The sequence below is a fragment of the Pseudomonas sp. AMR01 genome, assembly GCF_041946035.1.
In the GTDB taxonomy this organism is placed as follows: domain Bacteria; phylum Pseudomonadota; class Gammaproteobacteria; order Pseudomonadales; family Pseudomonadaceae; genus Aquipseudomonas; species Aquipseudomonas antarctica_B.
The window spans coordinates 22,612-44,190 of the sequence record NZ_JAUTYR010000037.1 but is presented as its reverse complement, the minus strand read 5'-3'; the positions used below and the strand labels follow the sequence as shown (position 1 = coordinate 44,190).

General features: G+C 60.7%; 18 protein-coding genes. 4 read left to right on the top strand and 14 right to left on the bottom strand.

From position 1 onward, the window contains the following. Positions 1–232: 232 nt before the first annotated feature. The 12 genes from Q7C20_RS22730 to iolC all read right to left on the bottom strand — a co-directional run bounded on the left by Q7C20_RS22730 (position 233) and on the right by iolC (position 14,061). A complete protein-coding gene (locus Q7C20_RS22730; RefSeq protein WP_348062685.1) occupies positions 233–1,255 on the bottom strand; it encodes an ABC transporter permease in 1,023 nt (340 codons plus the stop codon). Positions 1,256–1,280: 25 nt separating this feature from the next. Next, complete coding sequence (locus Q7C20_RS22725; protein ID WP_375070396.1) at positions 1,281–2,834, bottom strand: sugar ABC transporter ATP-binding protein; 1,554 nt, start codon at positions 2,832–2,834, stop codon at positions 1,281–1,283. 65 nt (positions 2,835–2,899) lie between these two features. After that, entirely contained in the window at positions 2,900–3,835 is a 936-nt protein-coding gene (locus Q7C20_RS22720) for a sugar ABC transporter substrate-binding protein (protein WP_348059235.1), read from the bottom strand. 48 nt (positions 3,836–3,883) lie between these two features. Next, the gene (locus tag Q7C20_RS22715; protein ID WP_348059233.1) at positions 3,884–4,069 is read right to left on the bottom strand and encodes a hypothetical protein; all 186 of its coding nucleotides are present in this window, start codon (positions 4,067–4,069) and stop codon (positions 3,884–3,886) included. A 151-nt stretch (positions 4,070–4,220) separates the two neighbouring features. Beyond that, positions 4,221–5,249, bottom strand: coding sequence for a Gfo/Idh/MocA family oxidoreductase (locus tag Q7C20_RS22710; RefSeq protein ID WP_375070394.1), 1,029 nt, complete (start codon positions 5,247–5,249; stop codon positions 4,221–4,223). A gap of 12 nt (positions 5,250–5,261) precedes the next feature. Continuing rightward, on the bottom strand, positions 5,262–6,122 hold the full coding sequence (locus tag Q7C20_RS22705; protein ID WP_348059229.1) for a sugar phosphate isomerase/epimerase: 861 nt from the start codon (positions 6,120–6,122) through the stop codon (positions 5,262–5,264). Between the two features lie 196 nt (positions 6,123–6,318). Beyond that, a complete protein-coding gene (locus Q7C20_RS22700; protein ID WP_375070391.1) occupies positions 6,319–7,329 on the bottom strand; it encodes a Gfo/Idh/MocA family protein in 1,011 nt (336 codons plus the stop codon). A 19-nt stretch (positions 7,330–7,348) separates the two neighbouring features. Beyond that, positions 7,349–9,280 (bottom strand): 3D-(3,5/4)-trihydroxycyclohexane-1,2-dione acylhydrolase (decyclizing), encoded by a 1,932-nt coding sequence (gene iolD, locus Q7C20_RS22695; RefSeq protein ID WP_375070390.1) that lies wholly within the window; start codon positions 9,278–9,280, stop codon positions 7,349–7,351. 150 nt (positions 9,281–9,430) lie between these two features. Continuing rightward, entirely contained in the window at positions 9,431–10,252 is an 822-nt protein-coding gene (locus tag Q7C20_RS22690) for a TIM barrel protein (RefSeq protein ID WP_348059223.1), read from the bottom strand. Positions 10,253–10,277: 25 nt separating this feature from the next. After that, the gene (gene iolB / locus Q7C20_RS22685) at positions 10,278–11,066 is read right to left on the bottom strand and encodes a 5-deoxy-glucuronate isomerase (RefSeq protein WP_375070388.1); all 789 of its coding nucleotides are present in this window, start codon (positions 11,064–11,066) and stop codon (positions 10,278–10,280) included. Positions 11,067–11,069: 3 nt separating this feature from the next. After that, positions 11,070–11,957 (bottom strand): myo-inosose-2 dehydratase, encoded by an 888-nt coding sequence (gene iolE / locus Q7C20_RS22680; protein WP_375070387.1) that lies wholly within the window; start codon positions 11,955–11,957, stop codon positions 11,070–11,072. A gap of 166 nt (positions 11,958–12,123) precedes the next feature. Next, positions 12,124–14,061, bottom strand: coding sequence for a 5-dehydro-2-deoxygluconokinase (iolC, locus tag Q7C20_RS22675; RefSeq protein ID WP_375070385.1), 1,938 nt, complete (start codon positions 14,059–14,061; stop codon positions 12,124–12,126). 283 nt (positions 14,062–14,344) lie between these two features. Between iolC and Q7C20_RS22670 the strand changes: the two genes are divergently transcribed. Continuing rightward, positions 14,345–15,241, top strand: coding sequence for a MurR/RpiR family transcriptional regulator (locus Q7C20_RS22670; RefSeq protein ID WP_348059215.1), 897 nt, complete (start codon positions 14,345–14,347; stop codon positions 15,239–15,241). A gap of 63 nt (positions 15,242–15,304) precedes the next feature. Here Q7C20_RS22670 and Q7C20_RS22665 read toward each other — a convergent pair whose 3' ends face one another. After that, on the bottom strand, positions 15,305–16,726 hold the full coding sequence (locus tag Q7C20_RS22665) for a PLP-dependent aminotransferase family protein (protein WP_375070383.1): 1,422 nt from the start codon (positions 16,724–16,726) through the stop codon (positions 15,305–15,307). Between the two features lie 92 nt (positions 16,727–16,818). On the opposite strand from Q7C20_RS22665, the gene Q7C20_RS22660 reads away from it, so the two are divergent. Beyond that, positions 16,819–18,048, top strand: coding sequence for a multidrug effflux MFS transporter (locus Q7C20_RS22660; RefSeq protein ID WP_375070381.1), 1,230 nt, complete (start codon positions 16,819–16,821; stop codon positions 18,046–18,048). A 153-nt stretch (positions 18,049–18,201) separates the two neighbouring features. Here the strand turns inward: Q7C20_RS22660 and Q7C20_RS22655 are convergent, their stop codons facing one another. Next, on the bottom strand, positions 18,202–19,107 hold the full coding sequence (locus Q7C20_RS22655) for a hypothetical protein (protein WP_375070380.1): 906 nt from the start codon (positions 19,105–19,107) through the stop codon (positions 18,202–18,204). Positions 19,108–19,518: 411 nt separating this feature from the next. Between Q7C20_RS22655 and Q7C20_RS22650 the strand changes: the two genes are divergently transcribed. Both Q7C20_RS22650 and Q7C20_RS22645 read left to right on the top strand, forming a co-directional pair. Next, positions 19,519–20,202, top strand: a complete 684-nt coding sequence (locus tag Q7C20_RS22650) for a response regulator transcription factor (protein WP_348059207.1) — start codon at positions 19,519–19,521, stop codon at positions 20,200–20,202. Further along, a complete protein-coding gene (locus Q7C20_RS22645) occupies positions 20,180–21,571 on the top strand; it encodes a sensor histidine kinase (protein ID WP_375070377.1) in 1,392 nt (463 codons plus the stop codon). The genes Q7C20_RS22650 and Q7C20_RS22645 overlap by 23 nt, the downstream gene beginning before the upstream one ends. The last annotated feature ends 8 nt before the right edge of the window (positions 21,572–21,579 follow it).

Genomic DNA, 21,579 nt, shown 5'->3' with positions numbered 1-21,579 from the left:
CAGGACGCCGGGTTAGCCGCGCTGGGCCAAGGATGGCCCATCGCGGCGGCCCACGGTTTCAAGCCGGAGTGAGGGCATGCCAAGCCTAAGCGAGGCACCGAGTGGTGGGGCGAGGACCTTTTGGTTACTTTTGGGTCCTTCCAAAAGTGACCCGCTGTAAGAGCGGAACCGATATCAGCCCCCCCAAAATAACGGATATGTACCCAGTTAAAGCCTCAACCCAAAACAACACCTACCGCTTCAGCTTGCGCTTATTCCGATACTGGTCAATCACCACCGCCACCACAATAATCAACCCCTTGATAATGTCCTGGATATACGCATCCACCCCAACAAAGGTAAACCCGCTGGCCATCACCCCAAGGATCAGCGCCCCAATCACAGTCCCGGTAATCCGCCCTACCCCGCCCGCCAGGCTGGTCCCGCCAATCACCGCCGCCGCAATCGCATCCAACTCATACGACATCCCCATCCCGGCCTGCCCGGTAGCAGCCCGTGCCGAAGCCACCACACCCGCCAACCCCGCCAGCAACCCGGCGATGCTGTAGACAATAATCAAATGGCGCTTGACGTTAATCCCCGACGTGCGCGCCGCCTGCATGTTGCCGCCAATGGCATAGGTGTACTTGCCATACTTGGTGTACCGCAGGGCGATATGAAAGATCACCGCCACCACCAGAAAAATAATCACCGGCATCGCACCATGGCCGATCGCCGTGTACGAATCCGACAGCATGCTCACCGGCTGGCCTTCGGTGTAATACCGCGCCAAGCCACGGGCCGAGACCATCATGCCCAGGGTCGCGATAAACGGCGGAATACCCGTCACCGCAATAATGCTGCCGTTGATCGCCCCCGCCAGCAGTCCCACGCCAAGCCCCATCGCCACCGGGATCCACACCGGCAAGTCAGTCAGGCTGGGAAATACCGCCCGGGAAAAGTCAGAGGTTTGCGCCAGGCTCGCGGCGATCATCGCCGACAGCGCCAGCACGGAGCCGGACGACAAGTCGATCCCCGTGGTAATAATCACCTGCGTCACGCCAATCGCCAGCAGGCCGATGATCGACACTTGCAGAATCATCAGCACCAAACGCTGGGAGTTCAGCAGGAAGCTCTGGTCGCGCACGATCCAGCCAAACAGTTCAAACACCAGGCCGATGCCGATCAGCACCAGAAAGATGCTCAGCTCAGTCGGCAAGCGGCGACGGTGCTTGACCGGTGCCGTGGCAGGCTTGTTGTCTGTAATTGCGTTCATAGCCGATCACCTTCTTATTCTGTATTCAGTGGACTGCGGTCATCCCGGAAGCCAGCTGCATGACTTTTTCCTGGGTCGCCTCGCTGCGATCCAGAGTGCCCATCAGGTCGCCTTCGTGCATCACCATCACCCGGTCACTCATGCCCAGCACTTCAGGCAGCTCAGAGGAAATCATGATCACCGCCATGCCTTCGCTGGCGAGGAAGGAGATCAAACGGTAAATCTCGGCCTTGGCGCCGACGTCGATGCCGCGAGTGGGCTCATCGAGAATCAGCAGGCGTGGGTTGGTCATCAACCAGCGCGCCAGCAAGGCCTTTTGCTGGTTGCCGCCAGACAGCGTGTCGATGCACTGTTCAAGGGATGGCGTTTTCACCCGCAGCTTCTTGCACATGTCTTCGCACAGCGCGCGCAGGGCTTTCTGCTGGATAAAACCGTTGCCCGAATAGTGCGGCAGCACGGCCATCTCCATGTTTTCCAGCACCGACAGGCACGGAAACAAACCGCTGAGCTTGCGGTCCTCGGTCAACAGCGCGAAGCCTTTCTCGATGGCCATGTGCGGGTCGGTGATACGCACCGGCTTGCCGTCGAGGGTTATTTGCCCGCCGCTGCTTGGGGTGATGCCAAAAATGGTTTCCGCCACGTTGGTACGGCCCGAGCCCATCAACCCGGCAATGCCGAGGATTTCACCGGCGTGCAGGTCGAACGACACGCCTTTGAACACACCGTCCAGGCGCAGGTCGCGCACCGTAATCAGCAGTTCACCCACCGGGTTTTCGCGCACCGGGAACAGCTGGCTCAGCTCGCGGCCGACCATCATCGAGATCAGGCTGTCGCTGTTCATGCTGTCGGCGCGTTGCAGGCCAATGTAGTGGCCGTCGCGGAACACCGCGACTTCGTCGGCGATGGCAAACACCTCGTTCATTTTATGGGTGATGTAGACGATGCCTTTGCCCTGGGATTTCAGGTCGGCAATGATCGAAAACAGGTGGGCCACTTCTTTATCGGTAATGGCCGACGTCGGTTCATCCATGATCAGAATGTCGGAGTCGTAGGACACCGCCTTGGCAATCTCGACCATCTGCCGTTCGGCGATGCTCAGGTTGCCCACCTGCTCCTCGGGGTCCAGGTTGATGCGCAAGCGGGCGAGCAGTTCGGCGGTGCAGCGGTGCATTTCGCGGTGGTTGACCATGTGCAGGCTGTTGAGCTGTTCACGGCCAATCCAGATGTTCTCGGCGATGCTCATGTGCGGCATCAGGTTGAGTTCCTGATGGATCATCGCAATGCCCGCCTTCTGCGCCGCCAGCGGTGTTTCAAACACGACGGGCTTGCCGCGCAGACGGATTTCCCCCGCGTCGGGCTGATAAATACCGGCGATGATTTTCATCAGCGTCGACTTGCCGGCACCGTTCTCGCCCATCAGCGCCAGCACCGAGCCCGGGCGCACCCGCAGTTGCACATCGGCCAGGGCCACGACGCCGGGAAAGCCTTTGCTGATATTGACGATTTCCAGCAGGTAGGGTTCTTCGAGCAGCGCAGGCTGGATACCGGGAGGCTGCGAGACAGTCGCTTGAGCGAGCATAAGGAGGTACTCCATCTGCAGGGCGACCGTGGCCTCCCTGCCGGCTTATTGTTGTAATGTCAGAGCTACTTGAAGTCTTTGACGTTTTCCGGAGTGATCAGCTTGAACGGAATGATCACGTTCTGCTCGACCGACTCGTGCTTGGCCATCTTGCGCGCAGCTTCGACCGAACCCACAGCCTGGCCATTGGCATCCTGGAACACCGAGACTGCCAACTCGCCCTTGGCGATTGCGTTCAAGCCGTCTGGCGTACCGTCGACACCGCCGATCAGTACACTGCCCGCCTTGGTGCCGGCCGCCTTCAGCGCCATGGCCGCACCAATGGCCATTTCGTCGTTGTTGGCGACCACCGCGTCGAACTCACGGCCTTGGGTCAGCCAGTCGTTGACCAGGGTCATGCCTTTGTCGCGCAACCAGGTGCCGCTCTGTTCCTGCTCGATCTTGATGTTCGGGTACTTGGCCAGCACTTCCTTCACGCCTTTGGTGCGGTTGGTAGTGGCGTTGTTTGCAAGGTCACCCAGCAGAATCACCACCTTGCCCTTGCCGCCCATTTTATCGGCCAGATATTGCATCTGTAGGCGACCCGCCTCCAGATCGTCGGAAACCACCGCGACTACGTCTTTGGGCAAGTCTTTCTGGTCCGGACGGCGATTGACGAACACCAACGGGATACCCGCATCGGTGGCGGACTTGATGATGCGCGCCGTCGAGGCCGTGTCCACCGGGTTAACGATGATCGCGTCGACCTTCTGGCTGATAAAGTTTTCGACCTGGCTCAGTTGCTTCACCACGTCGGCGCGGGCGTCTTCAAACTGCAGCTGCACACCATCACCCTTGGGATAGGACTTGGCTTGCTTGTCCATGTCTTCGCGCAGGTAGGTCAGAAAGGTGTCATCGAACGCGGACATGCTCACGCCTACCTTGAGGTCGGCGGCGGCGGCAACGCCGCTGGCCAGCAACAGTGACAGGGCCAGTGCGGTAAAACGGATCGGGGTCTTCATGAACGGTCTGTCTCCAATTTCTTGTTGGTTTTTTGGACGTGGCGTTTATCAGAACGGGGCTTGCGAAGACGGCAGTCGAACAACCGGTGCGCCTGGAATGCAGCAGACCAGGGCGCCTTTGTTTTCGACGCACAGCACATTAAGGAAGGAGAAATAAAACGGCCGGGCGCGGGGCAGACCGCGTGGCGTATTGGCAGGGCGTAAAACTCGCAGTACAGCGTTAAAGATTTTCATCTGACGGTACCTGGTTGTTTTTGATCTTGTTTTTGTTGAGCCGTGCGGATCGAGTCCGAACGTACTTTATGCAACCTGGAAATGACTTTATTGGAAAATTAATTCCATATCAACACTATTTGGAATTTAGTTCTATTTTTCTGAAAAAGCCCTACAGCACCGAGGTTTCAACCACCTGCTGGAGCTCATGACTGAGGCGTGCAGCGTCCAATATACGGGTGGTTTCCAGCGCGTCATAGGCGTCGACCGGCAGCGGCCCCTGCCCTTGCACAGCCCTGTGCAACTGGTGATAAAACTGCGTCCAGCAGCCTTTTTCCGACGGCACCCGCTCGCGCTCCGCGCCTTGCTCAAACCAGCCCCAGCGCCGGTGTTCCTCGGCGCCCCAGTGTTCACCTTCGGTTTTAGGCGATTTGCCGGCCAACAGCAATTCCTCCTGACCATCCAGGCCATCGACGGTGTAACACCCCAGCGTGCCACTGACTCTGAAACGCGGCGCCTGGCTGTTTTGCAGCGCACTGCCCCACAGGTGCGAGATCACACCGTTGGCGTGGGTCAGGGACACGAAGAAGCCGTGGTCGAGGGTCGGGTATTGCGGGCTGAACTGGAGTTGCGCAAATACCCGGTCCACCGGGCCAAACAGTTGCATCGCCTGGTCCACCAAATGGCTGCCCAGGTCGCGCAGCCAACCGCCGCCACTGGGGTTACCCACGGCTTGCGGGCTGTAGCGCTCCACGCGGGATTCAAACCGGGTGATGTCGCCCAGGGCGCCGGCGGCGATCAGCTTGCGCAAGGTCAGGAAATCCGAATCCCAGCGCCGGTTCTGATAAACGCTGAGCAACACGCCCTGGCGCTCGGCAGCGGTAATCAAGGCCTGAGCCTGTTCCGCGTTGCTCGCGAACGGTTTGTCGCTGACCACCGCCACGCCGTGTTCGATGGCTTCCAGCACCAGGGCCGGGCGACCTTTGAGGGTGGTGGAAATCACCAGGGCATCGACACCCGCCTCGACGATCTGGCCGATGGAGTCAAAGGCCTTGAGACCGGGATGGTCACTTGCCAGTTGCTGGCGGCGCTCCGTTGAACGGGTCACTACACCGACAAAGATCGCGCCTGGCAGGGTCGCAATCAGCGGAGCATGAAAAAAGCGGCCACCGTGGCCGTAGCCAACCAATCCGATTCGCATGGGTCGATTCCTTTATTGACAGAGTTCACGGGTCACCCGCTCCAGCATCATCCGGTTGGACGCGTCCGGCCGGTCTTCCCAGGCAAACACCGAAACCGTGGCGATGCCGTCGAACTTGATCTCGCGCAGGGTGCCGAAAAACGCCTCCCAGTTCACTTCGCCCTGGCCGATGTCCAGGTGCTGGTGCACGGTAGCGGTCACGCCCGGCGGGTTGACGATATAGCGCAGGTTGGAGGATGCGCGGTGGTTGTAGGTGTCGGCGATGATCACGTGGCTGAGTTTGGAGCTGGCGTATTTGAGCATCGCGGCGATGTCGCCTTTGCCATCGTCATAGAAGAAGGTGTGCGGCGCAGCATAGAGGTAGTTGATCCAGTCACGGTCGAGGCCGCGAATGATGTCCACCGACTCGTTGTTGCGCTCGCAGAAATCGTACGGGTGCGCCTGAATATCCAGCTTGACGCCTTCTCGCTCGAACTCCGGCATCAGCTCGTCCATCGAGCGCATGAACTGGTTTTCGCAGACCAACGGGTTGTCGGATTGGCCGGTGAACTCGGTGTTGACCAGCTCGCAGTCCATTTCCACGGCGATCTGAATCGCGCGTTTCCAGTTGCGCACGGCGGCCACGCGCAGGCCTTCATCGGCGGCGGCCCAGTGGTACATCGGCAACAGCGAGGACAATTGCACGCCGGCGTCGCTCAAGGCTTTGCGAAATTCCTTGATGCGCGCGCGGTCGACGCGGGCGGCTTTGTAAAAGGGCAGAAAATCTTCGCGGGGGGACAGCTCGATGTGCTGGTAGCCAAGCTCGGCGGCCTTGTCGACCATTTGACCGAGGGGCAAATGGCGGTACATGTAGGGGTCTAGTGCGATGCGCATACAGGGATCTCCCGAATCTGATGCTGAAACCCGGTCCAATGTGGGAGCTGGCTTCTGTGGCGAGGGAGCTTGCTCCCGTTCGACTGCGTAGCAGTCGCCTGCTTTTGGGGGCGCTTCGCACCCCAGCGGGAGCAAGCTCCCTCGCCACAAAAAGCCCGCTCCCACATTTGATTGCATTCCAATTGCGGATTGAGGGTTAACCGTAGAAATGCGGCCGTGGCGGCAGGCCGACTTTCACGATCTGCTCGCTGTTCTGCGCTTCGATGCAGGCATCCGCCGCCACCGCTGCTGCATAACCATCCCACGCCGACGGCCCGCCGACTTGTCCGGCACGCACGCTGTCGATAAACGCCTGCAATTCCACGTCGTACGCGCCGATAAAGCGGTCTTTCCAGTCCATCAGAATCGCATTCGACAGCTTCGCACCGCTGCGCATTTGCACCTGCGACGGTTCCGGCAGTTTGGCGATGCCGGTCTCCCCCACCACTTCGCACTGAATGTCATAGCCGTATTGGCAATTCACAAACACTTCCACGTCGATACGCGTGCCTTTGGCGGTTTCCAGCAATACGATCTGCGGGTCACGCAGGTGGGCCAGGGCTTTGCTCGACTTGCGCGGGAACACCACCTGAACCGACACGTAGTCGTCGTTGAGCAGCCAGCGCAACACGTCCAGCTCGTGGATCAGGGTGTCGGTGATCGCCATGTCAGTCTTGTAGTTCTCGCCCACCGTCGGGTTGCGATGCGCGCAGTGCAGCATCAACGGCTCGCCGATCTGGCCGCTGTCGATCACGGCTTTCAGGGCGCGATAACCTTCATCGTAGGGGCGCATGAAGCCGACTTGCACCAGGCGTTTGCCGTAGGCCACTTCGGCGTCAACGATATTGCGGCAGCCTTCGGCGGTCACGGCCAAGGGTTTTTCGCAGAACACCGGCTTGCCTGCAGCGATGGCAGCCAGCACGAACTCTTCGTGGCTCGGGCCCCAGGACGTCACGAGAATCGCCTCGACCTGCGGCGAATTGATCAGCGCATGGCCGTCGGCATACACCTCGGCACTCAGTTTCAGGTCAGCCACCACCTTGGCCGCTTGCTCAAGGTTGATGTCCGTCACCGCCACCACCTGGCTATTGAGCAAGGTCTGGCTGCAACGACGAATATGGTCACGGCCGATGGCGCCCGTACCGATCACTCCAAGCTTCAAAGACATGGGAAACTCCTTCTTGTTGTTAGTACTGCCGGGCCTTGGCCAGGCGTTCATTGAGTTGTTTGGCCACCGCGTCAGTGCGCGCGCTGGTGGACACTTGCGCCACACCTACCCGCCACCACGACAGGTATTTGTGGATCATGGTTTTGGGCAGCACCTTGATATCGATCAGCGTCGACACCGTTTGCGTGCGCGCATCGGCCAGCGCCGCCTGCAACTGCTCCACGGTGTTGACCTTGTAGGTCTTGCAACCATAGGCCGCTGCGCTCATGGCGAAATCCACCGGCACAAACCCACCGTCGAGCTTGCCGGTTTCAGGGTTACGGAAGCGGAACTCGGTGCCGAAGCTGTCCATGCCGTGTTCCATCTGCAGGTTGTTGATGCAGCCGAAGGTCATGTTGTCGAGCAGCACTATGTTGATCTTGCGACGCTCCTGGATTGAGGTGGCCAGCTCCGAGTGCAGCATCATGTAAGAGCCGTCGCCCACCAGCGCATAGACCTCGCGCTGCGGCTCGGCGAGCTTCACGCCCAGGGCGGCGTTGACCTCGTAACCCATGCACGAATAACCGTACTCGACGTGGTAGGTGTTGACCCCCTTGCTGCGCCAGCTGCGTTGCAAATCACCCGGCAGGCTGCCGGCGGCGGCGACAATAATTGCGTCGTCGGCCAGGGTTTCGTTGAGCACGCCAAGCACGCGGCTTTGGGTCAGGCAGGAACCGGTCAGCTCGATAAATTCGCGCAGCACCGCCGGGTCCATGTGGTCGTTGATTTCCGGGACGAAGTTTTCGCTCTGGTAATCGGCCTGGTAGATACGGTCCACCTCGGCATCCAGCTGCGCCTTGGCATCGCGGGGCTGGTCAGCCCAGTCGGAGCGGTAGTCACCCAGCGCAGCAGCCAGGGCTTCGAGGCCCTCACGGGCGTCCGCCAGCAGCTGCACGCCGTCGAGTTTCAGTGCATCGCACGGGCTGATATTGAGGTTGAGGAACGTCACCTGCGGGTGCTTGAACAGTGACTTCGATGACGTGGTGAAATCGGTGTATCGAGTGCCGATGCCGATAATCAGGTCAGCTTCCGGCGCCAGCAGGTTCGCGGCGAGGCAACCGGTTTCGCCGATACCACCAAGGTTCAGCGGGTGGCTGGACACCACAGCGCTCTTGCCGGCCTGGGTTTCCGCGAAAGGAATATCAAAACGCTCGGCAAACGCTTGCAACGCGGCATTCGCACCGGCGTATTTGACCCCGCCGCCGCAGATGATCAGCGGCTTGCGCTTGCCGCGAAAAGCCGCCAGCGCATCGCCAATCATCGCTTCGGTGGGCAGGCGACGCTCGATACGGTGCACGCGCTTTTGCAGGAAATAGTCAGGATAGTCCCAGGCTTCGGCCTGCACATCCTGGGGTAACGCGAGGGTCACCGCGCCGGTTTCGGCAGGGTCGGTGAGCACGCGCATGGCGTGAATGGCAGCGGTCATCAACTGCTCGGGGCGGTTGATGCGGTCCCAGTATTTACTCACCGAGCGAAACGCGTCGTTGGTGCTGATGCTCAGGTCGTGAAATTGCTCGATCTGTTGCAACACCGGGTCCGGCTGGCGGCTGGCGTAGACATCGCCGGGCAACAGCAGCAGCGGGATACGGTTGGCCGTTGCGGTCGCGGCAGCGGTGAGCATGTTTGCCGCGCCGGGGCCTACCGAGGACGAGCAGGCGTAAATTTTGCGGCGCAGGTGTTGCTTGGCGAAGCCAATGGCGGCGTGGGCCATACCTTGCTCGTTGCGACCTTGATGCACGATCAGGTCGCCGCTGTCCTGCTCCAGCGCCTGGCCCAGGCCCAGTACGTTACCGTGGCCGAAAATCGTGAAAATCCCGGCGACGAACTTGCTCTGCACGCCATCGACTTCGATGTATTGGTTATCCAGAAACTTCACCAGGGCCTGGGCCATGGTCAATCGTGTTGTGGTCATCACGTGCACCCTGTGTAAATGCAATTCCATTGATCAGCAGATATCCAATGTGGGAGCTGGCTTGCCTGCGATGGCGGCGTGGCAGGCACCTTATTTGCTACTGACAGACCGCTATCGCAGGCAAGCCAGCTCCCACAGGTTTGATCGGCGTCAGGTTCGGGAATTTCGCAAGTGAGTGATGCTTGCCCCCAACGCCTGCTGGATATCCGCAAGCTCATGCACACTTTCAGCGAACGGCTCAAACGACAGGTAGCCGCTGTATCCGGTACTCAGCAAGGTGTCGATCTGCGCCGCATTGCCGAGGATATCGCCCTCGCCCACCAGCACGCGGTGGCCGTCGCGGATCGAATTGAGCGGCGCGTCGGCGTCTTCCACGCCGGAGATATGCACCAGCCCAGTCAGTTCAGGGAAGAACTCATGCTCGCTGGCCAGGTGGTGATGGAAGGTGTCGTGCACCAGGCGGAACACATCAAGGCCGCCGATGGACTGGATCGCGTCCACCGCCACGCGTTTGCGGCGCAGGGCGCATTCTTCAAAGCCCAGTGGCTCGATGAAGCCAAGAATGCCGTACTCGCGCAGGATCGGCGCCAGCTCGCTCAACGCCGTACGCAGGCCGGCGGCACGCTGGGCTTCAGTGCGGGTGTCGCCACGCTCATTGAGCGGGCACATCACCAACCCCTGGGCACCGCATTCACGGGCATAGGTAGCCAGCTTGATCGTCTGGGCGCGGCGCTCGTCATTCCATACATCAAAGGGGTACAGCGCGTTGATCGACAGCACCGTAATGCCCTGCACCGCACACAACTCACGGACGCGGCTGGCGGGCGTGCCAAATTCGATTTCGTGGCCCTTGAGGTCGTTGCGGATCTCGATGGCATCGCATTTCAGTGCCGCCGCCAACTGGATAAAATCCGGCAGGGAAAGGTTAGGCGCGACCATGCGGTTAAGGGCAAAGCGTAGAGGCGATTTCATTGTTGTTGTTCTCCGTCAAAACCGATTAGAGGTCCAGCAGCCAGCTGTGCTGCGGGTCGTTATGGAAATGCCAGGCGCGCTTGGGCCCGGCCATCACGTTCAGGTAATAAGACTCGTAGCCATACGGCACGCTGACCGGGTGGTAACCCTTGGGCACGACGACGAGGTCGCTGTTTTCCACGGCCATGGCCTGGTCAATGCTGCGGTCGTCGGTGTAGACGCGCTGAAACACGTAGCCCTGGGGCGGGTTGATCTGGTGGTAGTAGGTTTCTTCGAGAAAGCTCTGGTGCGGCAAATCATCGGTGTCGTGCTTGTGCGGCGGGTAGCTCGACGAATGCCCGGACGGCGTGCGCACTTCCACCACCAGCAGCGAATGGGCAGGCTCGCTGTCGGGCAGGATGTCGCACACGTAACGGGTGTTGGCGCCTTTGCCACGCACACTGCGCTTGCACTGTTCCGGGCGAATCAGGCGGGGTTTGTAGCCAGGCGCACCGGGCGCGGCGCAGACGGCAATCTGCACGTCGCTCAACGCGGTGACCTGGGCGTCGGTGGCCGGCGGCAGGTAGGCGGCGAACGGGGATTTGTCGTCAAACACCGACTGGCGATCGCCGAGGTTCTGCCAGTTGAAGCCCTCGCCTTCGATGTTCACGCGCCCGCTGAGCAGCACCAGGCACAGCTCCTGATCGCCGGGGGTAACCGGCAGGGTTTCGCCCAGGCTCAGGCGGTAGGCGGCAAAGCCGACGTACTCCAGGCGCCCGTCTTCGAGGGCGACCATGGTTTGCCCACGTTTGTTGCTTTTGACCAACAAGCTCATCACTCAAGTCCTCTCGTTGAGAAGCGCGCGCAAGGTGTCATAGCCTTTTTTCGCATAGATATAGCTGGGCGCCACTGCCGGGTCCTGCTCGGCCTCCACCACCAGCCAGCCTTCGTAACGGGCAGCGAGCAGCACATCGAGCAATTCGGCAAAGTTGATATCGCCGTCGCCGGGCACGGTGAAGGTGCCGTTGACGATGCAGTCGGGGAAGCTCCACATCTGGTTGCGCGCCAGTTGCACCACCGGTTTGCGCACGTCCTTGAAGTGCACGTGGCAGACGCGGTCGATGTGTTTGCGCAGCACCTCAAGGGGTTCGCCACCGCCCATGTAGCAGTGGCCCGAATCGAACAGCAGGCCGACTTCCGGGCCGGTGCGGCTCATTAGCTGGTCGATGTCTTCCGGGGATTCGACGTAGGCGCCCATATGGTGGTGGTAGGCCAGGCGCACGCCCTGAGACAGGGTGAAACGCGCGAGTTCGGTGAGTTTGTCGGCGTAGTCCTGCCAGGCCTGTTCGCTGTGAAAACGCGGGCGTTCGATCAGGCGGACTTTGGAGCCCTGGATGGAATCGGCGACTTCGCCGTACACCAATACCTTGGCGCCGTTGTGTTTAAGCAGCTCGACATGGCCGGCGATGGCTTCGATTTCTTGCGCCACCGAACAGCGGGCCAGGCGGCTGGAGTACCAGCCGGAGACCAGCGCCAGGTCGTAGGGGCGCAGCACGTCGCCGACACCTTTGGCGTCTTTGGGGAATTTGCCGTTGAGCTCGAAGCCTTCGTAGCCGATGTCCTTGCCTTCGCTCAGGGCGGTGCTCAGGGGCGTTTCACCGCCCAAGGCCGGCAGGTCGTCGTTGCTCCAAGAGATCGGGTTGATGCCAATTCGGATTGCGGGCATGGCTGCACCTATTGTTATTGTTCAGATATCACTGAGTTCTGCTTTATGTGGGAGCGGGCTTGCTCGCGAACGCGGTGTGTCAGGCAACACTTCTGTAACTGAACCACCGCATTCGCGAGCAAGCCCGCTCCCACATTTGATTGCATTCCACATTCAAGAAGCGGGTTTAGGTTCGGGAACTTCGCCAGGCATTGATCAGTTGCTCGAACGTCGCCTGCACTTGCTGAATCAACACCTCATCGTCAATCTCCCCCGCCATCCACAAACGGCTCGGTTCCTGGAAGATCGTGCGGCCGACGGCAAAGCCGCGGCATGTGCGGCTCTGGCTGGCTTGCCTGAAGCCGTCGGCGAGGCATTCGGCCGAGGCGTTCAGGCCCAGCAGCACCACGCCACGGCAGTACGGGTCGCGTTCCTGAATCAGTTCGTCGAGCTTTTTCCAGTCCTCGGCCGACTGCGCCTCGATCTTCCACCACGCCGGGTAGATACCCAGGTTGTACAGGCGCTTGAGGCTGCGATAGAGCACATCCGGGTAAGTGGATGGGTGATCCTTAGGCGGGATGACTTCGAGCAGCAATTCATGGCCGCTGACCAGTGACGCTTCATACACCGCCTTGAGTTGCGCTTCCTGTTCCAGGCGCAGCATCGGTTCGTCGTCCGGGTGGTATTGCACCAGGCACTTGATGATTTGCTCTTGAGGCCAGGCGATCAGGTTGCTGCCAATCGAGCGACCGTGTTCAAACGCCAGCGGGCGCGAGTTCTGCACTTCCACCGGGCGCGCGATCCACCAGCCACGACCGCTGGCGGCGTTCAGCGCGTCCTGGCCAAAGCGTTGATCGGCCAGCAGGCCCACGTCGGCTTCGACGCCTTGCTCGGCCAGCTTCGTTTCCACGCGTTCGATGGCCTGAATAAACAGCTGCTTGATGTCGCTGATGCGGGTCGGGTCCTGGCCGCCTTTTTGCGCCAGGTCTACCAACTGCCAGCGGTGATCGAACGCAAACACAAACAGCTGCTTCCAGGATTTGCGCGGCACCGTGACGCGGTGCAGGCGTTGCAGGGTCACGTCCTGGTCGGGCCGGGTGATCGGCACCGGGCTGTTGAACAGGTAATCCAGTTCGGCCGGGGTCGGCATGGCCGGGGCGCAGGCGTGACGGGAAACGACGAGGCCACCGCAAGCGTTGGCTAACTGGCTGCAACGCTCATCGCTGGCGTCGTCGAGCCAGCCGCTGAGAAAGCCCGACATAAAGGCATCGCCGGCGCCGAGCACGTTTAGCACTTCAACCCGCACGCCGGGGTAAATCGCACCGTCTTCCAGACGCGCAGGAATTGCGCCGTGGATCACCGTGCAGCCTTGGGGGCCGAGCTTGACCACCAACGTGGCCGGGGTCAGTTCACGCACGGTGCGCAATGCGGTAAGCAGATCCTCACTGCCGCCAGCGATCAAAAATTCTTCTTCGGTGCCGACGATCAAGTCAAAGCGCGGCAGGATTTTCTGCACGTGCGCGCTGACGGTCTGGTCGGCGACAAAACGGGTTTCGCCGTCAGCCTTGCCCGCCAGGCCCCACAGCACCGGGCGGTAGTCGATATCCAGCACGCGCTTGACGTTGTGCCTGGCGGCATAGTCCAGCGCCTGAATGCTCGCTTTGTACACGCCGTCAGTGGAGAAATGCGTGCCGGTGATCAGCAGCGCCTTGCTGGAGGCAATGAATGCCTCGCTGATGTCTTCGGCGCGCAGGGCCATGTCGGCGCAGTTCTCGCGGTAGAACACCAGAGGGAAGGTTTCGCGGTCCTTGAGGCCGAGCAGCACCAAGGCGGTGAGGCGCTCCGGGTCGACCTTGATGCCGCTGACATCGCAGCCTTCGCGGGCCAGGGATTCGAGCAGAAAGCGGCCCATATGGTCGTCCCCTACCCGGCTCAGCATCGCCGACTTGAGCCCAAGCCTTGCAGTGCCGAAGGCAATATTGGCGGAGGACCCACCGAGGTACTTGGCAAAGCTGGACACGTCCTCAAGCCGCGCACCGACTTGCTGTGCATAGAGGTCGACGCCCAGGCGCCCGAGGCAAATCAGATCCAATTGACGCCCACTGGCAAAACGAGTCTGGCCCATGCTGGCTCCTGTTATTTTTATCAGCCTGCGTTGTGCCGCCGTGGCGACGGCAAACGCTCTTGGTGAAGCCAGACTAGAACGTTCAGCGACACCAATCAATATTTATTCCATAATTATTTTTAGTGGAATATTTTTTCCAATAAACACACACAAAGGCTCTGCCCCGAGCGTGCATCGTTTCAGCAGGCCACGTGCGCCGTGATGCCGGGGTATTTTTTTGCGCCTACGCTGTAGACTTGCGCCACCCATCGCGCACCAGAAGAACAAGCCAGAAGGATTGCCCATGCCCGAGACCCCTTCAGAAGACGCTCTCGCCAGCCCCCCGCTCAATGCAGAGCGCCTGTTGCAGCTGATCACCGACGAATACGAAAGCCTGCCGCGCCAACTCAAACGCATCGCCAGCTACATGAGCCAGCAGAGCGACCGGATCATGGTCGACCGCATCAGCGACATCGCCCGCGAGTGCGAAGTGCACCCGTCGGCCATCGTGCGGTTTTCCCAGCGTTTCGGCTTCAGTGGCTTCAGTGAAATGCAGGCGCTGTTTCGCGAGGCCTACACCCACAAAACCACGCCGGTGCAAAACTACCAGCAGCGCATTCGCAGCATGATCGCCAACAAGTCGCAGAAAGCCAGCGGCGGCGACCTGGCGCGCGAGTGCGTGAATGCCACGCTGTCGGGCATCGAGCGGCTTGGGTTGGAGCTGGATGATGTGGCGTTCGAGAAGGCGGTGGATTTGGTCGTGAATGCCGACAACATCTACGTCGTCGGGGTTCGCCGTTCCTTCGCGGTGGCGGATTACCTGGTCTACAACCTGCAACACACCAACAAGCGTATTCACCTGATCTCAGGCCTGGGCGGCAGCTATCGCGAGCAGATGCGCAGCGTGCGCGCAAATGATTTGGTGATTGCGATCAGCTTTACGCCGTATGGCAAAGAGACCCAACACTGCCTGCGCATTGCGCAGCATCACCAGGCTAAAACGCTGATCATCACAGACAGCAACCTGTCGCCCCTGGCCAAGCGGGCGAACGCGGTGTTGTTGGTCAATGAAGGGTCGTCGTTTGCGTTTCGCTCGTTGAGTGCGACGTTGTGCCTGTGTCAGGCGCTGTTTATTGCCGTGGCATATCGGTTGGAATTGAAGGTGGATGAGATTCATGAGCAGGTTGGGTTTGATGACTGACCCTGTTGCCCCCAACCTTCGCTGTGGGAGCTGGGCAAGGCTCGGCGCTCGACCCAGCGGGGGTTAAGCCGCTATTAACAATTGCGTGAGTATTCGGCCGTGATAGCGGATCTGCGCGAGGGTCAACGCGGTGTAGCCGATAATCACCGCCGGCGGCAAACGTGCCTCCCGGCAGAACGTGCCCAGCGGCTGCAATGTCAGCCCGACCGCAGCGGCGCGGGTGCAGAAATCCGCTTCTTCGACACCTGAAGGCAACCACAGCACAAAGTGCAGCCCGGCCTGTTGACCGCTGACCGTGCAGCCTGGCGGCAGACAATCGAGCAAGGCGTCGCGCCGCGCCTGATAGGCCTGGCGCGAGGCACGCAGGTGGCGCACAAACGCCCCGCTGCGCATGAATTCGAGCAGGCCCAATTGATCCGTGGCGCCCACCGAATGCCCCGTGAGTCGCAAAGTTCGCAGCAACGTCGGACGCAGCGCCCTGGGCACCACCATGAATCCCACGCGCAAGCCGGGAAACAGGTTTTTGTTGAAGCTGCCGCAGTAGATAACCCGGTCGGCGCCATCCAGGGATTTAAGCGCGGCCAGCGGCGCGCTGTTGTAATTGTACTCGCTGTCGTAATCGTCCTCGATCACCCACGCGTCGGCGCGTGCGGCCCAGTCCAGCAGAGCAAGGCGACGCGACACCGACAGGGTCATGCCCAGCGGCGCCTGATGCGCGGGCGTGACGTAGGCCAGGCGCGCAGTGTCGGGGAGCCTGGCGGTATCCAGCCCTTCATCGGTGACCGCAATGGCCTGAACCTGCGCGCCTGCCAGGCTGAACAGGCGTCGCGCCGGTTTATAGCCGGGATCTTCAACGCAGACCGTGTCGCCGGGTTTGAGCAGCGTGCGCGCGATCAGGTCGAGGGCATGCCGAATGCCGGTGGTGACAATCACCTCATCGGCCTCGCATCGCATGCCGCGATAGCTGCGCAGGTAGTCGGCGATTTGGTCGCGCAACGCCGGCAACCCGGCGGTGTGCGCGGCTTCCAGCACCCCAGGCCCCGCCGAAAGCAGGCCTCGGGAGATACACCGCGCCCAGCTTTTGAGGTCAAACAAACTCGCGTCCGGGCGCCGCGCCACAAACGGTACGTGGCTTTGCACGCCAGCCTCCGGCTGATCGGCGACGACCTCACGGCGCGCAGCCCCACTCGGCACCGGGGCCGCAATAAACTGCTCGGGAATCACCGCGCACACCCGTGTGCCGGAGCCTGCCACCCGTTGCACATAACCTTCGATATGCAGGCGCTCGAACGCCGCTTCCAGCGTACCTCGGGACACCAGCCAGCGTTCGGCCAGGCTGCGCGTAGACGGCAATCGACTGCCCGCCGGTAATTGCCGGCTCAGGATCGCCCCGCGCAAGGCCTCGTACGCGCCCTGCTGCTTGCCCGCGTTCAGTGCATCCGGGCGCGGCAGGTCGAGTGCATTTGCAGCTTTTCCTCGGCTCATAGTGGTCCATTCTTCCCTGGCATAAGTGGCTCACAGAATTAAACCACAACGCCGGTAGAGTTCGGGCTCTACCCTTTGCGAAGAAGCTCCCCATGACTCAACGCGCCCTCTCCACCGGGTTCTGGCTGGCCCTGCTGACCGTGCTGATCGCCTTGCCGCGCATCACCTTGGACCTGCACCTGCCGGCCCTGCCCGGCATGGCTGATTATTTTCACACCCGCGACAGCCAGCTCCAACTGGTGCTCACGCTTTACACCCTGGGCTCGGCGATCTCCTTGCTGGTCAGCGGCCCGTTGACCGACCGTTTCGGCCGCCGACCGGTGTTGCTGGTCGGGCTGTTCCTGTATGTGCTGGCGACCGTGACCTGCGCCCTTGCCGACAGCATAGGCACGCTGATCGTCGCTCGTCTGTTCCAGGCCCTTGGCGGTTGCTGCACCACCGTGATCGGCCGCGTGATCGTGCGCGATTATTTCGACCGCGCTGAACAGGCGCGCCTGCTCGGCCTGATCTCCATGGCCATGGCCATATCGCCCATGGCTGCGCCGGTGCTGGGTAGCCTGATGCTGCCCTTTATCAACTGGCGTGGATTATTTGTGGTGCTCGGCGTAATCGGCGCGGTGCTGTACCTGGTGGTCTATCGCCGCCTCCCGGAAACCCGCCCGCTTGAAGTGGCCGGCGCACCACCAGCCAACCTGATGCGCCTCTACGGCCAACTGCTGCGCGACCGTTACTTCCTGCGCTACGCCCTGGCAATCGGCTGCGTATACAGCACGTATTTCCCGTTTATCAGCGAGTCATCGGCGCTGCTGCAGCGCGGCTTTCAGCTGTCTGCCACGGCGTACGCGCTGGTATTTGCCGCGACCATCAGCGGCTACATGCTCGGCGCCAATCTGTTTCGGCGCCTGGTGCTGCGGTATGAAGCCGACCGCCTGATCAACGCCGGCATCGGCCTGAACGTGCTGGGCAGCCTGGTGCTCGCCCTCGCAACCACGGCGTTGCCGCAGCACTGGCTGGCGATTGTGCTGCCGATGGTGGTGATCATGGTGTCGGTGGGGATGGTGATTCCGGCGTGCCAACTGTCGGTGTTGCAGCCGTACGGGGCGATTGCGGGAACAGCGTCGGGCTTGTTCTTTTTTATCCAGATGTTCCTGACGGCAGTTAGCAGTTGGGTGACCGGGCTGTTATCCGACGGCACTTCTCAACCGTTGGTTATCATGACCTGCGTCGCCAGCGCCCTGCTGGTCACAGGCTGGCTGACCCTGCACAAAAACAAAAGTGGGAGCGGGCTTGCTCGCGAAAGCGCTGTGTCAGCCAGCTCATGATCAGCTGGCAGACCGCCTTCGCGGGCAAGCCCGCTCCCACAGGGGAACGAGCCTGGCTCGGTTTTAGTGCATGAAAATCGCGATCAGGATGATGAGCGGGATTGGCACACCGAGGAACCACAGAAGTAATGAGCGCATGAGGGTCTTCCTTAATTAACGAACAAAGTTTTCAGTTTCGACATACACCACAGCATCCCGACGGCGACCGCCAAAGGTGGCTGCGAAGCTGGCGAAGAACGCACCGATCAACAGCGACACAAAGGTCCACAGCGACGCATAAGCAGCGGCTTTTGCAGCAGCGTCAGCGGCTTGCTTGGCTTTGACCTTGGCATCTTCAATCGCTTTACGGGCATCGCCGTAGACTTTGTCAATACGCGCTTCGGCGTCAGCCTGGCTGAGGTTGGTGCGCTGGCTGATCAACTGGGCCAGGTAAGTACGGTCTTCTGGAGCCAGTTGGCCGTCGTTGCTCAGGGTGCGGGTGAAGATGCGTGCAACAACACCGTGAACGGCGTCATCACTGACGGCGGCTGGGCGATCATCGCGAAACAGGCTGTCGACGTAGTAGTCGAAGTCGCCGCTGTTGGCTCCTTTGGCTGCACCGCCGGCTGCTTGAGTCAGGCCACTGGCGGCGCCCGAAGCAACGCTGGCACCGGCTTTCACACCGCCGCTGACGACACTGCTGACCGAACCGACCACCAATACAGCGGTGACCAAGGTGGCAACTGCCCAGGCCAGGAAGCCGTGAGCGGTGTCGCGAAAGTACACCTCATCGCCGTGCATGTTGGCCCATTTGACGCGCAAACGGCCGGCGATGTAGCCGCCCAGGCCCGATGCGATGATCTGGGTAAATGCCAGCCAGACGATCGTGGAAATGCCAAGGCCCTTGGCGCTGATACCGCTGTCAGCCCACGGCGATACCGCCGAAAAGCCCAGGCCGAAGCCCAGCAATACCAGAATCAGGGAGAGTGCCGCGGCCGCAGCGGCCCCTGCGAATATCGCCCCCCAGGAAACCCCGGAGACGGCGCTCGACTCTTGCAGCGTGGATGAGGATGTGATCATTGTTGTTTAGCTCCCGGCAGGAAAAATGGCGTTACAAGTCTCAAAAGGGACAGTGCAGGCACCATGCCAGTCGTCGCAAAAATTAATTGTCTTTGGTTTCAATGAGTTAGATAAATTGAACTTACCTGAACCTTGCAATTTGCAAGAATCGACAGTTTCAAGCGGGCGTTATGCATTCCCTGCTTGAACACAGCACCTGTGGGAGCTGGCTTGCCTGCGATAGCGGCGTGTCAGGCTATTACTGTGCGATTGATTCACTGCCATTGCAGGCAATCCAGCTCCCACAGAGGTGAGCAGCGCTCATGAAATTTGTGTCATTTTTGCCAACATGAAGTTTAATTTAGGAAGCGTTCAGGTATTTGTTGGCAAAATACCCGCACTTCTAGTGTGAATCGCTCACCAGGTAATCCTATGACCCGTATTTTGACCATCGAGGATGACGCCGTAACGGCCCGCGAGATCGTCGCTGAGCTGAGTAGCCATGGACTGGACGTAGATTGGGTGGACAACGGCCGCGAAGGCCTGGTCCGCGCTGTGAGTGGTGATTACGATCTGATCACCCTCGACCGCATGCTGCCGGAGCTGGATGGCCTGGCCATCGTCACCACCTTGCGCACTATCGGGGTTTCGACGCCTATCCTGATGATCAGCGCCCTCTCCGATGTCGACGAACGGGTTCGCGGCTTGCGTGCCGGCGGCGATGATTACCTGACCAAGCCGTTCGCCTCCGACGAAATGGCGGCCCGCGTCGAAGTGCTGTTGCGCCGCAAAAGCACGGTCAAAGATTTCGAAACCGCCCTGCGCGTGGCGGATTTGGAACTCAACCTGATCAGCCGCGAAGCCAGCCGTGCCGACCAGCCGCTGAGCCTGCTGCCCACCGAATACAAATTGCTCGAATTCCTGATGCGCAACACCGGGCAGATCCTTTCGCGGATGATGATCTTTGAAGAAGTCTGGGGCTATCACTTCGACCCGGGCACCAACCTGATCGACGTGCACATCGGTCGCTTGCGCAAGAAGATCGACCCACCGGGCCTGACGCCGCTGATTCGCACGGTACGAGGTTCCGGCTATGTCATTGCTGAACCCCTCTAAGGGTTGGCGCTCTTCCAGCAGCCGTTTGCTGGCGCTTTACAGTTCACTGTTCGTGGCCTGGAGCTGCATCCTCATGGGGGTGCTGTATTACGAAGTGTCCGGGTACCTGGGCGATTTGTCGCGCCACTCCCTGATGCAGCGCCAGCACCTGTTTCAACGTTTTGACGGCGAAGAACTGGTGGAAGCCCTGACCACCAGCATGACCTTCGACATGAAGGGCGTGGACGCCTATGGCCTGTTCGATGAGCAATTTCGCCCCCTGAGCGGGCCGATCCGCGCCGTACCGCCAGACCTGCCGCTGGACGGCAAGATCCACGCACTGGCCAACTGCGTCGATTCCGACGACCCCAAACTGCCCAAAGACAGCTGCGACGCCGTGGCCACCCACACCGAAGACGGTCGCTGGCTGGTACTGGTGCGCGCCAACGGTTCGCTGTTTGGCGTGACCCGCATCATCTGGCATGCGCTGTTGTGGGCGCTGTCCCTGACGATCATTCCAGGTGCTGCTGGCTGGCATCTGTTACGCCGACGCCCCTTGCGCCGGATTCGTGTCATCCAGGCCAGCGCCGAGGCCATCGTCGCCGGCGACCTGACGCACCGCCTGCCGCTGTCTAACCGGCGTGACGAACTGGACATGCTCGCGGCCATCGTCAACGCGATGCTCGACCGTATCGAAAAGCTGATGAACGAGGTCAAGGGCGTGTGCGACAACATCGCCCACGACCTGCGCACCCCGCTCACGCGCCTGCGCGCGCAGTTGTACCGCATCAAGCAACAAGCCGAGGAAGACTCCGCCCACGCGGTCAAACTCGACGATGCAATCGCTGAAACCGACACCCTGATGGCGCGATTTCGCGGGTTGTTGCGTATTTCGGAACTGGAAGACCACCAGCGCCGCTCCGGCTTCCTGGTGATGGACCCGTTGCCGCTGCTGCGTGAATTGCATGACTTCTACCTGCCTCTGGCCGAAGAAGGCGAGCTGCAACTGGTGCTGGACGTGCCGGAATCGCTGCCGTGGATCACCGGTGACCGGGCGCTGTTGTTTGAAGCCCTGGCCAACCTGCTGAGCAACTCGATCAAGTTCTCCCCGGCGGGCGGTGAAGTGATTCTGCGCGCGGTCAATGACGCCGGCAGTACACGCATCGAAGTGCACGACTCGGGGCCGGGCATTCCGAAGGCCGAACGGGATGCGGTGTTCCAGCGCTTTTATCGCGTGGACGAAAGCGACCAGCAAGGCGGGTTCGGGTTGGGCTTGTCGATTGTGGCGGCGATCATCAACTTGCACGGGTTCAAGCTGGAAGTCGGTTCCAGCCTCAGCGGCGGTGCGTGTTTGGTGCTGGAATGCCGCCAGCAATTGATGCCTGAATAACCCTGAGA